The sequence below is a fragment of the Thauera sp. genome, assembly GCF_035444905.1.
GTDB lineage: Bacteria > Pseudomonadota > Gammaproteobacteria > Burkholderiales > Rhodocyclaceae > Thauera.
Map to the genome: position 1 here is coordinate 25,565 of NZ_DAOMPS010000019.1, position 14,351 is coordinate 39,915.

Here is a 14,351-nt window from a genome sequence, read left to right on the forward strand (position 1 = left end):
GGTGGAGGGCGGCCCGTTCAGCCCGGCGCCGCCCCCACCGTCCAGTAGAACCCCGGCGCCGTGCCGTTGATCGCGTGGTCGCCCACCACGCGCGCCTTGAAGATCACCGGGTTGTGTGAAGCCAGCGTGCGCGCGTTGCGCCAGTGGCGGTCGAGGCGGCGGTCCTCCTGCACCGCCGAGGCGCCGCCGACGTCGAACAGCCGGGTGGTGGCGGTCAGCACGGTGTCGACCAGGCCGACCTGGGCCTTGGCGGCGGCGAGCTCGACATCCACCAGCAGGCTTTCGGGGATGGCTTCGCCGCGCTGGCGCAGGCGGTCGATGTCGCCGAGCTTGGCCGCCACGGCGCCCACGGTGGCGCCGGCCAGGTAGGCGGTGCTGGCGAGCTGGCCGACGACCTGCTGGATCAGCGGGTCTTCGCGCGGGACGCTGCCACTGCCGTGGCTGAACACGCGCTTGCGCGGGCGTACGTAGGCGCAGGCATCGCGCTCGATGGCGCGGGCGATGCCGGTGAGCGTGGCCAGGTGCACGAGCTGGAAGAAGGCGGTCATCGGGGTCGGCCCGCTGCGCGCGCAAGGCCAGATCGAGGCGGGGTCGACCTCGACGTCGGTGAGGCGGGTGGTGCCGGAGCCGGTCAGGCGCTGGCCGAAGCCGTTCCAGTCGTCGATGCGTTCCACACCGGGGGCGTCCGCGCGGACCAGCGCGATCACCGGCTGCTCGGTGCCATCGTCGCGCTGCAGTTGCGCGCTCACTGCGATCCAGTCGGCGTACAGCGAGCCGCTGCTGTAGTACTTGGTGCCGTTCAGGCGCAGCACGCCGTGCTGGCGCATGATCCGTGTTGCCGGCTTGCCGAGCGCGCCGTCACCGATCTCGGTCGTGGCGTTGCCGAAGAGCTCGCCGGCGGCCGCGCGTCGCAGCCAGGGAGCGTGGAGGGCGGGGTCGATCTCGGCGTAGAGGCGTTCGATCTGGCCGAAGTGGGCGCGGAAGATGTTGGGCAGGTTCGAGTCGGCCTCGGCGAGCTCGATCAGCAGCGCGAAGAACTGCTCGACCGAGGCGCCGAAACCGCCGTGTTCCACCGGCACGCGCAGGGCGCCGAAGCGGGCCTCGCGCAGCCAGCCCACCGCGTCGAAGGCCAGCTCGCGCGCGTGCTCGCGCTCGGCGGCGCGTTCGGCGATACGGGAGAAGATCGGGCGGAAGCGCGCAGCCAGGGCCTCGAACGTCGGTGCGGGCGCGGCGGACGTCGGCGCGGCCGGCCGTTCAGCGCCGGACTGGGTTCTGATGAAAGCGTGGGTCAGGCCGGACTGTCGTGCGCTCATGCGAACTCCACATTGCGGGTTTCGGTCTTGGAGGTGAAGGCGCCGCGATAGCGCGCGGCGGGGTGGCGTACGTTGATGCGGTCGCTGCCGAACAGCTTCTGGCGCAGGGTGCCGGGGCGGTATTCGCGCTTGGCCAGGCCGCGCTGCTGCAGCACCGGCAGCAGGTGTTCGTTGAACTCCTCGTAGGAGCCTGGCAGGTGCCAGTTGATGACGTTGATGCCATCGACGCCGGCCTGCTGCCACAACTCGAGCTGGTCGGCGATCTGCTCCGGCGTGCCGGCGACGCGGCCGCGGCGCGAGGCCAGCCGGCCGAGGTCGGCCACCGTTGGCTCGCGGCCCGGCGAACTCTTCGCGTACCAGTCGAGGATGCTCTGGCTCGCTTCGGACTTGATCGCCGACAGCGGGGTGTCGGCAGGGTAGGGCTTGCCGTAGCGGTCGACTGCGTAGTTGTGGTGGGCGAGGAAGCCGTCGACGCTGGCGTACGCGTCGTATTCCGCTTCCTTGCGTCGCACCTCGGCCTCGGTGCTGCCGATGATGAAGCTCAGGCCCTGGAAGAACTTGATGTCCTCGGCGCGGCGGCCGGCGGACACGGCCAGGCGGCGGGTGTCGCGGATGAGGTCGGCGGCCACCGCCGGGCTGGGCGTGACGATGAACTGGCCTTCGGCATGGCCGGCGGCAAACTGGCGCCCGGCGCCCGACGAGCCGGCCTGGAACAGCAGCGGCGTGCGCTGCGGCGAGGGCGAGCTCAGGTGCGGGCCTTCGACCCGGTAGCGCGGGCCGACGTGGTGGATCTTGTGGATCTTGTTGTGGTCGGCGAACACGCCGCGCGCGCGGTCGATCAGCAGTGCGCCCTCGTCCCACGAGCCTTCCCACAGCTTGTAGACGACATCGACGTATTCCGCCGCCCAGGCGTAGCGCTCGTCGTGAGGCGTGAGCTGCTCCTGGCCGAAGTTGCGCGCGGCGTTCTCCAGCTGGGTGGTGACGATGTTCCACGCCACCCGGCCGCGCGAGATGTGGTCGAGCGTCGATACCTTGCGTGCGAAATCGAACGGATGCGCCTGCAGCACCGAGCTGGTGAAGGCAAGCCCGAGGTGCTCGGTGTTCACCGCCAGCGCCGACAACAGCACCGACGGGTCGTTGCTCGGAATCTGGAGCCCCTCGCGCGCATTGACCTCGTAGTCGCCGCCGAGCGGGCCGTAGAGGCCGACCACGTCGGCGAAGAAGATGGCGTCGAACAGGCCGCGCTCGAGCGTGCGGGCGAGATCGACCCACAGGTCGACGTCGTTGAAGTTGACCTGGTTGGCATCGGCGCGCCGCCACTGTCCGTGCTGGATGTGGGAGGCGGTGTTCATGACGAAGGCGTTGAAGGCGAGGGCGGTCATGGGGTGTCCTTTATCGGAGGGGGTTCGGTGGCCGAGGGGCAGCGGGCGGGCGTTGATCACGCCACGGCTTCGCCGATACGCCGGGTGGATGGGGCCGCGGTCGGGTCGGGACCTTGCGGTTTGGATGCGCGCGGGATCGCAGCGCCGGCGGCCGTGTCTGCGCGCTGGCGCGCGATCGCCTCCTTCGCCACGCGGTCGATGACCATGTCGTTATGCGGCGGGTTGTACAGGCCGCACTGCACGTCGCGGAAATAGCGCTCCAGCGGCAGGTCGCGCGACAGCGCGTGGCCGCCGGCGATCTGCATCGCCAGCTCGACGATGCGGATCGCGTTGTTGGTCACCGCGTACTTGGTGATCGCCACCTCGCTGCCGAGCCTGTCCTTGAGCGCGTCGTGGCGGTCCCAGCGCTCGGCCAGGCCGTAGAGCAGCGCCTTCGACGTGCCCACCAGGATCTCGATCTCGCCGATCTTGTGCTGTACCTGCGGCGCATCCAGGATCACGCCGCCGAGGCTGGGCGCGAAGCGGCTGTCGGCAAAGTCGAGGATGAAGTCGCGCGCGGCCACCGCGATGCCGAGGTAGATTGCCGGCAACTGCAGCGAGTAGGCGCTGCTGCAGGCCATGAAGCGGCTCGGCTTGCCTTTCTCGAGACGGACCAGCAGGGCGTCGGCCGGCACCTCCACCGCGTCGAGCTCGACGTCGTGGCTGCCGGTGCTGCGCATGCCGAGCGCATCCCAGGTGTCGATGATGCGCACGCGCTCGGACTTTTGCACTAGGAACTCGGCGGTCTGGTCGTCGTCCTCGATGTGGGCGAGCACTGTGAAATGGTTCACCGCCGGCGCCAGCGTGGAGAAGGCCTTGCGTCCCGAGATGACATAGCCGTCGCCGTGGCGGCGGGCAACGGTGGTGGGCTTGAAGCCGCGTACGACGTTGCCGGCGTCACGCTCGGTGGCGAAGACGTTGATCAGCTCGCCGCGCTCGACGGCATCGCGGCACACGCGCTCGAACACGGCCTGGTCCCAGGCGCGCGTGGTATTGAGGCCGAATAAGGTCATCAGGTGCCAGCCGAGCGCGAGCGCGGTCGCGCCGCTGGCACCGGCGATGCGCTCCTGCACCAGCAGGGTTTCGTAAAGCGACAGCCCCTGGCCGCCGTATTCCTTCGGTACGGTCAGGCCGAGCGCGCCTTTACGCTTCAGGATCTCGAAATGCTCGAACGGGAATTCGCCCGTCCGGTCGTAGTGCGCCGCCGTCGGTCGGATGGCGGCGGCGACGTCGTTTGCGTAGGCGGCGAGTTCGATGTCGCGCGTGTTGCGCAGGCTCAGGTCGTCGATGGACATGGATTGAGCTCCGCGGCGTGTCAGGAATAGAACGACGGCTTCGGATACTGGCTGTTCAGCGCCCAGTCGCCGAGCTCGCGCAGCTTGTAATCCACCGGGTCGTGCAGGGTATGCACGCGCAGGTTGCGCCAGAAGCGGTCGAGGCGCAGCGCGGCGGTGGTGGAGCGCGCGCCGGTGACCTCGAAGATGCGGCTGGTGAGGTCGAGCCCGCCGCGGGTGGCGGCGACCTTGGCGGTGGCGACGGCGAGCGCGACCTCGCCGCGGCCGGCCTCCGTGAGCGCCAGGCCTTCGTTCCAGGCGGCGTCGAACACCGCCGCGGCGTGGTCGGCGAGCTTGCGTGTCAATTCGAGCGCGACCCAGAACTCGCCGTAATGGGCGAGCACATAGGGGTCCTCGGTGACATGGGCGGCCGGCGACGCCGACCACAGGCGCGCTTCATTGCGCGTGTAGTGGCGCGCCTCGGCGAGCGCGCCTTCGGCGATGCCGAGGAAGATGTTCACGAAGATGAGCTGCGCGAGCAGTGGGCGCAGGCAGGCGTGGGGCGAGGACAGCGGGCCGGGATTCGACAGGATCTCGGCCTCGGCCACGGCTACGCGCTCGAATAGGGCGCTGCCACTGTCGGTCTGGCGCTGGCCCATGTTGTCCCAGTCCTCGAACAGCGTGATGCCGGCGCGGCGGGTGGGCAGCGCGGCGATGATGAGCTTGCCGTCGGCGCTGTCCTCGACGGCCGAGGCCAGCAGCATGTCGGAGTCGAGTGCGCCGGAGCAGAAGCTCTTGCGCCCCGAGAACGAGCGTCCGCCCGCCACGCGGGTGGCGACGGTGCGCTTGTCGAGCGGGTTGAGCGCGTTGCCCCAGAACCAGCCGTGCTTCACGGTGTCTCGCAGCCACGGCTGCCATTGTTCCGGACTGCCGAACAGGCGCACCGAGGCCAGCTGCAGGTGGTGGAAGGCGAACACGTGGGCGACCGAGCTGTCGGCTCGCGCCAGTTGGCGCACGACGGACAGCGTCTCGGCCCAGCTTGTGCCGAGGCCACCGTATTCCTTCGGGATGCTCAGCTTGAGCAGACCGCTCGCGCGCAACTGGTCGCGCTCGGCCTTCGGCGTACCGCCGGCAAGGTCCCGTGCGGCGGCGGTTTCGGCGAAGCGAGCGGCCAGGCGCGCGGCGATGGCGGACGGGGATTCCGGGGTCTCGGTCTTGTGTTCGAGGGTTTGGGCGTCGGTCAGGCTCATGGTGGATGTTTCCTTTGCCAGCGTGCGGATTGGTTCGGGCGGAGGGGGAGGAGAGGGCGCTCAGACGTCGGTCGCGGCCAGCGCCTCGGCGGTGCTGTCGCCGATCAGGCCGAAGCGCTTGAGCTGGGTGCGCAGGATGTTGCGCGAGATGCCGAGCTGCCTGGCGGTGCGGACCTGGTTCTCGCGGCAGTACTCGAAGGCGGTGGAGAACAGCACTTCCTCGATGCGCTCGTAGACGTCGGGCGTGTCCTCGTCCAGCAGTTGGCGCAGGCCCGCGCGCACCGTGGCGAAGCCGTCCGCATGGCCGCCGCCGATCGCTTCGGACGACACCGGGCGCGCCAGCCCGAAACCGGGCAGGCGCAGATCGCCCGGATTGACGACCCCGCCCTGGCACACGATCAGCGCGAAGTGCACGACGTTTTCCAGTTCGCGGATGTTGCCCGGCCAGTGGTAGGCGACCAGCTCCGCGGCCGCCTCCTTGCTCAGGCGCGGCGCCGGGATGTCGAGACGCTGGCGGTAGTAGTCGATGAAGTAGTCGACCAGCGGCAGGATGTCGCCCGGGCGTTCGCGCAGCGCGGGCAGCTCCACCGGGGCGACGTTGAGGCGGTAGTAGAGGTCGAGCCTGAAATGCCCGGCCTGCACCGCCTTCTCCAGGTTGACGTTGGTCGCCGCGACCAGGCGCACATCCACCGGGATTGGCTTGCGCGAGCCCAGCCGCACCACCTGGCGCTCCTGCAGCACGCGCAGCAGCTTGACCTGCATCGCCAGCGGCAGGTCGCCGACCTCGTCGAGGAACAGCGTGCCGCCGTTCGCCGCCTCGAACCAGCCGGCGCGCGCCTGCTGGGCGCCGGTGAAGGCGCCGGCCTCGTGGCCGAACAGCTCGGCCTCGACCAGGTTCTCGCTGAAGGCGCCGCAATTGACCGCCACGAAGGGGCCGCTGCGCCCGCTCTGGGCGTGGATGTGGCGCGCTACCAGCTCCTTGCCGGTACCGGTCTCGCCGATGATCAGCACGTTGGCCTCGGTGGGCGCGATCAGTTCGACCTGGCGCAACAGGCGAAGCGACTTGGCGTCATGGAAGATCAGCGCCTTGGCGCGGATCGACAGCGCACCTTGTCCGGCGTTGGGCAAGGTCAGCAGTTTCGCGGTGTTCGTTTCGGGCATTCTCGTGTTCTCTCGTGCTGAGGCGCCATGTTAGGAGTCGGCGCGGCCGCCACGAACCAAGAAGAATTCAGTTTGAATGCAGAAAATCGGCAAAGCGGCCGGGTCTCCGAAAAGGAATCGCCGCCGACACGATGAACGTGCCGGCGGCGACCGGGGGCGTTGCACAGATGGAGGCGGGAGGGCTCAGGTCCTGGACAAGGCCTGGTCGATGTCCCACAGGATGTCGTCCAGCGTCTCCAGGCCGACCGACAGGCGGATCAGGTCGGGCGGCACGCCGGCGGCCACCTGCTGCGCCTCGGAGAGCTGGCGGTGCGTGGTGGAGGCGGGGTGGATGACCAGGGTCTTGGCGTCGCCGATGTTGGCCAGGTGGGACAGGAACTCCACCGAGTCGATGAGCTTCTGCCCGGCGGCCGCACCGCCCTTGATGCCGAAGCTGAGCACCGCACCAGCGCCGCGGGGCAGGTACTTCTGCGCCAGGGCGTGGTAGGGGCTGCTCTCCAGCCCGGGGTAATTGACCCAGGCGACCTTGGGGTGCGACTCGAGGTGGCGGGCCACGGCGAGCGCGCTGCTGCAGTGGCGGTCCATGCGCAGCGGCAGGGTTTCCAGGCCTTGCAGGAGCTGGAAGGCGTTGAACGGCGACAGCACCGGGCCGAAGGTGCGCATGCCCTCCATGCGGCATTTCATGGTGAAGCCGAAATCGCCGAAGGTCTCGAAGAAGCGCACGCCGTGGTAGCCCGGCGAGGGCTCGGTCATGGTCGGGAAGCGGCCGTTGTCCCAGGGAAACTTGCCCGACTCGACGATCACCCCGCCCATCGTCGTGCCGTGGCCACCGATGAACTTGGTCGCCGAATGCACGCTGATGGCCGCGCCCCACTCGAAGGGGCGGCACAGATAGGGGCTGGCGAAGGTGTTGTCGATGAACAGCGGCAGGCCGGCGGCGTTGGCGATCTGCGCCACCGCTTCCAGGTCGAGCACGTTGAGCGAGGGATTGCCCAGGGTCTCGGCATAGATCGCCTTCGTCTTCGGCGTGATGGCGCGGGCGAAGTTCTCCGGCGTGTCGGGGTCGACGAACACCGTGTCGATGCCCAGCTTGCGGAAATTGACGTCGAGCTGGGTGTGGGTGCCGCCGTACAGCGTGCGCGCGGCAACGAGCTCGTCGCCGGCCTCGCAGATGTTGAGCAGCGCGATCATCTGCGAGGCCATGCCGCTGCCGGTGGCCAGGGCGGCGCGGCCGCCCTCGAGCGCGGCCATGCGCTCCTCGAACACCGCCACCGTGGGGTTGGAGATGCGCGAGTAGACGTTGCCGAAGGTCTGCAGGTTGAAGAGGCTGGCCGCCTCCTCGGGGCTGTCGAAGACGTAGGAGGTGGTCTGGTAGATGGGCACGGCGCGGCTGCCGGTGGCCGCGTCGGGGATCTGGCCTGCGTGCAGGCACAGGGTGTCGAAGCCGAAGTTGCGGTCTGCCATGGTCGGGTCCTGGAGGGTGACAGTCAGTGCGGGCGGCGTGAGGAGATGACCTTGGTGTTGACGCCGAACCAGCCCAGGCCGCCGAACAGGCGGGCATATTCGATCTTCACGCAGCGGTCCATCACCACGGTGAGGCCTGCGGCCTCGGCCTTCTGCTTCGCTTCCTCGTTGATGACGCCGATCTGCAGCCACAGCGATTTCGCGCCGATGGCGATCGCCTGTTCGGCAATCGGCAGCGCGTCGGCGGACTTGCGGAACACATCCACCATGTCCACCGGCTCGGGGATCGAGGCCAGGTCGGGATAGCACTTCTCGCCGAGGATCTCGGCGTACTTCGGGTTGACCGGGATGATCCGGTAGCCGTGTTCCTGCATGTACTTGGCGGCGAAGTAGGACGGCCGGAACCAGTCGGCCGACAGGCCCACCACGGCGATGGTCCTGGTTTCACGGAGGACCCGGCGCAGGGTCTGGATGTCGCTCATGTTCGTACCGTTCAGGTCAGTGTTCTCACCCGCGGGCGCCGCGGGCATGGATGCCGGCATGATACCCACTGCGGTGATGATTGCGGACGTGCCGCCTCGCAGACGGCGTCTGCCGGAGTCTTCTGCATTGGATCCTGCTTGGCTACCATCCGGCCCTCGTGCGCCCGTTTCGCGATCCGGCCGTGGCGCAGCCCGTGTCATTCCCTTCAGGACCTCGCTGATGATCATCTTCGTTACTGGTGCTTCCGCCGGCTTCGGCGCCGCCATCGCCCGCAGCTTCGTCAAGGGCGGCCACCGCGTCGTCGCCACGGCGCGACGCAAGGACCGCCTGGATGCGCTTGCCGCCGAACTCGGAGATGCGCTGCTGCCGCTGGAGCTCGATGTGCGCGACCGCGATGCGGTCGCCGCGGTGCCCGCCCTGCTGCCTGCGGACTTTGCCGAGGTGGATGTGCTGGTGAACAACGCCGGGCTCGCACTCGGTCTGGAGCCTGCCCATAAGGCCTCGCTCGAGGATTGGCAGACCATGATCGACACCAACTGCGCCGGACTCGTGCACGTCACGCGTGCGCTGCTGCCGGGCATGGTCGAGCGCAACCGGGGCCATGTCTTCAACATCGGCTCCGCCGCCGGACGCTGGCCCTATGCTGGTGGCAGCGTGTATGGCGCGACCAAGGCCTTCGTGCGCCAGTTCAGCCTCAATCTGCGCGCCGATCTGCTCGGCACCGCCATCCGCGTCACCGATATCGAACCCGGGCTGTGCGGCGGTACCGAGTTCTCCAATGTGCGCTTCCACGGCGATGACGACAAGGCGGCGAAGGTGTATGCGGACATGCAGCCGCTGACCGCCGAGGACATCGCCGACTCGGTCTACTGGATCGCGACTCGGCCGGCCCACGTGAACGTCAACACCATCGAGCTCATGCCCGTGGCGCAGTCCTTTGCCGGCCTGTCGGTGCATCGGGGCTGAAGCTCGCGAACGCCAGCCGGACGGGGGCTCGCGCGGCTGGAGAAGATGTTGATCGCCAGCACTTTCAGCTCGAAGACGGCCGATATGCTGCGCTTGCACCCGATCGTGAAGCCGAAAGAGCCCGCCTTGCCGAATGGGCGCAGCGGGCTTTCGAACCGGGTTTGACAGGTTTCAGCGCGCAGTGCGCGCCCGTACCAGCCGCTGCAGCACGGCCACCAGCGTGTCGACTTCCTCGCAGGTGTTGTAGAACGCCAGTGAAGGCCGCACCGTGGCCTCGACCCCGAAGCGCCGCAGGATGGGCTGGGCGCAGTGGTGGCCGGAGCGCACCGCGATGCCCTCCTCGTTGAGCGCCTTGCCCACTTCCTCCGTGGTGTAGCCGTTGAGCACGAAGGACAGTACGCTGGCTTTGTCCTGCGCCGTGCCGATCAGCTTCAGTCCGGGAACCGTCAGTAGTCCGCGCGTCGCGTAGACGAGCAGGTCGTGCTCGTAGCGCGCGATGTTCTCCAAGCCGATGCGCTCGACGTAGTCGATCGCCGCGCCGAGGCCGACCGCGTCGGCGATGTTGCCGGTGCCCGCCTCGAAGCGGGTCGGTGGACCGTGGTAGATCGTCTTCTCGAACGTGACGTCGGCGATCATGTTGCCGCCCCCCTGCCACGGCGGCATGTCCTCCAGCACCTCGCGCTTGCCGTACACCGCGCCGATGCCGGTCGGGGCGAACACCTTGTGCCCCGAGAACACGAAGAAGTCGGCATCGATGTCCTGCACGTTCACCCGCATGTGCGACACCGACTGCGCACCATCGACAAGCGCTTTGGCGCCGGCACGATGCGCCATCGCGACGATTTCCTTCACAGGTACGACCGTGCCCAGCGCGTTCGAGACCTGCGTCACCGCGACGATCTTCGTGCGATCGTTGAGCAGTTTGCGGTATTCGTCGAGCAGCACCTGGCCCGAGTCATCGACCGGAATCACCCGCAGCCTCGCGCCCTTGGCGGCGGCGAGTTGCTGCCAGGGCACGATGTTGGCGTGGTGCTCGAGGTGGGAAACGATGATCTCGTCGCCCTCGCCGACGTTCTGCCAGCCCCAGGTCTTGGCGATCAGGTTGATGCCTTCGGTGGCGCCGCGCACGAAGATGATCTCCTCCGGCGAGGATGCCCCCAGGAAGCGCGCCACCTTGTCGCGCGCGCCTTCGTAGGCATCGGTCGCCCGCGCCGCCAGTTCGTGCGCGGCGCGGTGGATGTTGGAGTTTTCGTGCTGGTAGAAGTAGGCCAGTCGGTCGATCACCGCCTGCGGCTTGTGCGTGGTGGCAGCGTTGTCGAACCAGATCAGCGGCTTGCCGTTGACCCGTTCCTGCAGGATGGGAAAGTCGCGCCGCACTCCATGCACGTCGAAGGGTGGGTGCGCACCCTGCGCCACTGCCGGTGCCGGCTGCTCCGCGGCCGGGTCGAGAAAGTAGAACGCAGGTGCAGACGGGGCGGGTGCCCCGGGTGTGGCGGTACGCTGGCCCGCGTCCAGTCCATGAAGCAGCGCACGCAGCTCGCCATCTCCCGGCAGGCCGTAGGATTTCGCCGTGATGCGGTCTTCCGGTACCGCCGTGGCTGCATCGTGGCCGGACGGCGAGGCAGGCGGGTAGGCGCTGGACTCGCCGAGGAAATAGTACGGCGACGGTGAGCCGCCGACAGGCTGTGGTGCGGGCGGCGAATTGACGCTCGGCAGTGCGGCGGCATGCGCTTCGGGCACGCCGTAGGCCGGGTTTGCGGCGCGCCCGACGGCAGGCGCACGGTCGACAACGGGCTCTGGGGCGGCGTTGGGTGTGCCGATGGCCGGCGCCAGCGCGGGCGCCCGGTTACCCAGCGCAATCTTGGGTTGCGCCGGCTGCGGCGCACTGAAGGGGAGTCGCAGGTCGGGGCTGCCGTTGGGTAACGCGGCGAAGAACTCGCCGGCGAGCTGTGCCAGCACCGATACGTCGGGCAAACCTGCAGGTGCGCCGCCATCGAGCGCGGCGACCCCCTCACTTGTAGGTATCGAGAGCGGAATAGTCATGGTACTTGCCCACTTCAACGTCATCGAGAACGGCCAGCGCGTCTTCCGTATGGACGACCAGCGAGCAGTAGAGCGAAACCAGGTAGGACGCGATGGCGTTGCGGCTGATGCCCATGAAGCGCACCGACAGGCCCGGGCCCTGCTCGCCAGCGACACCCGGCTGGAACAGGCCGGTCACGCCCTGGCGCTTCTCGCCGACGCGCAGCAGCAGGATCTTGGTCTTGCCGTCCTCGACCGGCACCTTGTCCGACGGTACCAGCGGGATGCCGCGCCAGGTCAGGAATTGCGAGCCGAACAGCGACACGGTGGGGGGCGGCACACCGCGGCGGGTACATTCGCGGCCGAAGGCGGCGATGCCCAGCGGGTGGGTCAGGAAGAAGGCGGGCTCTTTCCAGACCTTGGTCAGCAGGTCGTCGAGGTCGTCCGGTGTCGGCGCGCCGGTCAGCGTGGAAATGCGCTGCTCGTCGGCGACGTTGGCGAGCAGGCCGTAGTCCGGATTGTTGATCAGCTCCGACTCCTGGCGCTCCTTGACGGTCTCGATCGTCAGGCGGAGTTGTTCCTTGATCTGGTCGTGCGGGCTGCTGTAGAGGTCGGAGATGCGCGTATGCACGTCGAGCACGGTCGTGACCGCGTTCAGGAAGTATTCGCGCGGCTGCTCCCCGTAGTCGACGAAGATCTGCGGCAGGTCGCCCTCGCCGTCGCGCTGCGAGCAGCTCACCCTGACGTCCTGCGGATTCTTGACCTTGTTCAGGCGATAGATGCCGGCCTCGACCGGTAGCCACTGCAGGAAGTGAACCAGCCAGCGCGGCGAGATGGTCGACAGCTGGGGAACGGTCTTGGTGGCATTGGCAAGCTGGCGGGCGGCGGTATCGCCGAGCGCATGATGCACTGTGTTTTCTGCGGCCATGGTTACTCCTTGATCCTGCAAAGCAGGCGTGATGAAAAGAAATCGGTAAGGGGGTCGAGCGCGAAAGACGGCGCTCCATGCGCGAACCGCCGGGCCGAAGCTAGGTGGTGGCTACCTTGCCCTCGACCTGCCCATGCTGCAGGCCGGCCTGCGTGACATGGCTGCCTGGGGGCACGCTGCGCGTCAGCCACACGTTGCCGCCGATGCTCGACCCGCGGCCGATGGTGATGCGACCCAGCACGGTGGCGCCGGCGTAGATGACGACGTCGTCCTCGAGGACAGGGTGGCGCGCACCGCCCTTGCTCAGGGTGCCATCGGCTTCGCTGGCAAAACTGCGTGCGCCGAGCGTCACCGCCTGGTACAGGCGTACGCGCTCGCCGATCACCGCGGTCTCGCCGATCACCACGCCGGTGCCGTGGTCGATGAAGAAGGCGGCGCCGATCTGCGCGCCAGGATGGATGTCGATGCCGGTCTGGGAGTGTGCGATCTCGGACAGGATGCGCGCGACCAGTGGGGCGCCGAGCCGGTAGAGGGTGTGGGCCAGGCGGTGGTGGATGATCGCCAGCACGCCCGGGTAGCACAGCAGCACCTCATCCACGCTGCGCGCGGCGGGGTCGCCGTCAAAGGCCGCCTGCACGTCGGTGTCGAGCAGCACGCGCAGGCGCGGCAGGTCGGCGGCAAAGCGGTGCACGATGCTTTCGGCGCGAGCGACGATGCTGCGCGCCTCGCCGTGATCGTGCCGCGCCTGGTAGGCCAGCTCGAGCCGTACCTGGTGTAGCAGCGCGTTGAGCGCGCTGTGGAGCGTATGGCCGACGTAGAAGTCCTCGCCTTCCTGGCACAGGTCGGTCGGCCCGAGCCGCATCGGAAAGAGGCCGCTGCACAGGGCCGACGCGATCTCCTGCAGCGCATCACGCGAGGGGAACTCGCGCACCCCGAACTCGCGCTTGCGCTGCTGGGCCTCGCGCCAGCGTTCGCGTGCCTGGCGCAGTTCGACGACGATGCGCTCGAGATCCCATCCGCCCTCGGCGCAGGCCGCTGGCGCAATGACGCTGACGTGAGGGTGGCCGGGGAGTCTCATGCTGCAATCCCCGCGGCGTCGAACAGGCCCTCGAACAGCACCGAGCTGAGGTAGCGCTCGCCCGAGTCCGGCAGGACGACGACGATCGTCTTGCCGGCATGCTCGGCTTGCCGCGCCAGGCGTGCGGCCACGGCCGCGGCTGCGCCGCAGGAAATGCCGGCCAGGATGCCTTCCTCGCGTGCGAGGCGGCGCGCGTAGTCGACCGCCTCTTCGTTGCTCACCTGCTCGACGCTATCGACCAGCGACAGGTCCAGCACCTGCGGCACGAAGCCCGCGCCGATGCCCTGGATCTTGTGCGGCCCCGGTTTGAGGGGTTCGCCACTGCGTGCCTGGGTCAGGATCGGACTGGCGGCGGGTTCGACCGCGACCGTGTGGATGGCCTTGCCCTTGGTGTGCTTGATGAAGCGCGACACGCCGGTGATCGTTCCGCCGGTGCCCACGCCCGAGACCAGGATGTCGATTGCTCCCTCGGTGTCGTTCCAGATTTCAGGGCCGGTGGTGGTCTCATGGATCGCCGGGTTCGCAGGGTTCTTGAACTGCTGCAACAGCACGTACTTGTCCGGGTCCGAGGCGGCGATCTCCTCGGCCTTGGCGATGGCGCCGGGCATGCCCTTCGCGCCTTCGGTCAGCACCAGCCTGGCGCCGTAGGCGACCAGCAGCTTGCGCCGTTCGACGCTCATCGTTTCCGGCATCGTCAGCGTCAGCGGGATGCCCTTGGCCGCAGCGACGAACGCGAGCGCGATGCCGGTGTTGCCACTGGTCGGCTCGACCAGTTCCTTGCCCGGGCCGAGCAGACCGCGCGCCTCGGCATCCTTGACCATTGACGCGCCAATGCGGCATTTGACCGAATAGGCGGGGTTACGGCCCTCGATCTTCGCCAGCACCGTGGCCTGGGCGCCGTCGATGATCCGGTTCAGACGCACCAGGGGCGTGCGACCGATGGACTCTGCGTTGTCTGCGTACCAATGCGACATCATTCCACTCCTGATTC

General features: G+C 68.4%; 12 protein-coding genes. 1 reads left to right on the forward strand and 11 read right to left on the reverse strand.

The features are described 5' to 3' along the window. Window positions 1–17: 17 nt before the first annotated feature. From PLC66_RS10565 to PLC66_RS10595, 7 genes are all read right to left on the reverse strand, one after another. Window positions 18–1,313, reverse strand: coding sequence for an acyl-CoA dehydrogenase family protein (locus tag PLC66_RS10565; RefSeq protein ID WP_324540119.1), 1,296 nt, complete (start codon window positions 1,311–1,313; stop codon window positions 18–20). Then, entirely contained in the window at window positions 1,310–2,695 is a 1,386-nt protein-coding gene (locus PLC66_RS10570) for an LLM class flavin-dependent oxidoreductase (protein ID WP_324540121.1), read from the reverse strand. The genes PLC66_RS10565 and PLC66_RS10570 overlap by 4 nt, the downstream gene beginning before the upstream one ends. 56 nt (window positions 2,696–2,751) lie before the next feature. After that, window positions 2,752–4,029 carry an acyl-CoA dehydrogenase family protein gene (locus PLC66_RS10575; protein ID WP_324540123.1) on the reverse strand — a complete coding sequence of 426 codons (1,278 nt, stop codon included), beginning with the start codon at window positions 4,027–4,029 and terminating at the stop codon, window positions 2,752–2,754. A 20-nt stretch (window positions 4,030–4,049) separates the two neighbouring features. Further along, window positions 4,050–5,258 carry an acyl-CoA dehydrogenase family protein gene (locus tag PLC66_RS10580; RefSeq protein ID WP_324540125.1) on the reverse strand — a complete coding sequence of 403 codons (1,209 nt, stop codon included), beginning with the start codon at window positions 5,256–5,258 and terminating at the stop codon, window positions 4,050–4,052. A gap of 60 nt (window positions 5,259–5,318) precedes the next feature. Continuing rightward, window positions 5,319–6,419 carry a sigma-54 interaction domain-containing protein gene (locus tag PLC66_RS10585; protein WP_324540127.1) on the reverse strand — a complete coding sequence of 367 codons (1,101 nt, stop codon included), beginning with the start codon at window positions 6,417–6,419 and terminating at the stop codon, window positions 5,319–5,321. A 183-nt stretch (window positions 6,420–6,602) separates the two neighbouring features. Continuing rightward, window positions 6,603–7,883: an O-acetylhomoserine aminocarboxypropyltransferase/cysteine synthase family protein gene (locus PLC66_RS10590; RefSeq protein WP_324540130.1), complete on the reverse strand. Its 1,281-nt coding sequence runs from the start codon at window positions 7,881–7,883 to the stop codon at window positions 6,603–6,605. A gap of 23 nt (window positions 7,884–7,906) precedes the next feature. After that, window positions 7,907–8,365 (reverse strand): CoA-binding protein, encoded by a 459-nt coding sequence (locus tag PLC66_RS10595; protein WP_002941308.1) that lies wholly within the window; start codon window positions 8,363–8,365, stop codon window positions 7,907–7,909. A 220-nt stretch (window positions 8,366–8,585) separates the two neighbouring features. Between PLC66_RS10595 and ydfG the strand changes: the two genes are divergently transcribed. Further along, the gene (gene ydfG, locus PLC66_RS10600) at window positions 8,586–9,332 is read left to right on the forward strand and encodes a bifunctional NADP-dependent 3-hydroxy acid dehydrogenase/3-hydroxypropionate dehydrogenase YdfG (protein WP_324540134.1); all 747 of its coding nucleotides are present in this window, start codon (window positions 8,586–8,588) and stop codon (window positions 9,330–9,332) included. A gap of 171 nt (window positions 9,333–9,503) precedes the next feature. On the opposite strand, the gene PLC66_RS10605 is transcribed toward ydfG, so the two are convergent. From PLC66_RS10605 to cysK, 4 genes are all read right to left on the reverse strand, one after another. Then, window positions 9,504–11,375 carry a family 2A encapsulin nanocompartment cargo protein cysteine desulfurase gene (locus tag PLC66_RS10605; protein ID WP_324540136.1) on the reverse strand — a complete coding sequence of 624 codons (1,872 nt, stop codon included), beginning with the start codon at window positions 11,373–11,375 and terminating at the stop codon, window positions 9,504–9,506. Next, entirely contained in the window at window positions 11,344–12,282 is a 939-nt protein-coding gene (locus PLC66_RS10610; protein WP_324540138.1) for a family 2A encapsulin nanocompartment shell protein, read from the reverse strand. The genes PLC66_RS10605 and PLC66_RS10610 overlap by 32 nt, the downstream gene beginning before the upstream one ends. 100 nt (window positions 12,283–12,382) lie before the next feature. Next, a complete protein-coding gene (gene epsC, locus PLC66_RS10615; RefSeq protein ID WP_324540140.1) occupies window positions 12,383–13,360 on the reverse strand; it encodes a serine O-acetyltransferase EpsC in 978 nt (325 codons plus the stop codon). Next, window positions 13,357–14,334: a cysteine synthase A gene (gene cysK / locus PLC66_RS10620; protein WP_324540142.1), complete on the reverse strand. Its 978-nt coding sequence runs from the start codon at window positions 14,332–14,334 to the stop codon at window positions 13,357–13,359. Before cysK ends, epsC begins: the two co-directional genes overlap by 4 nt. Window positions 14,335–14,351: the final 17 nt, after the last annotated feature.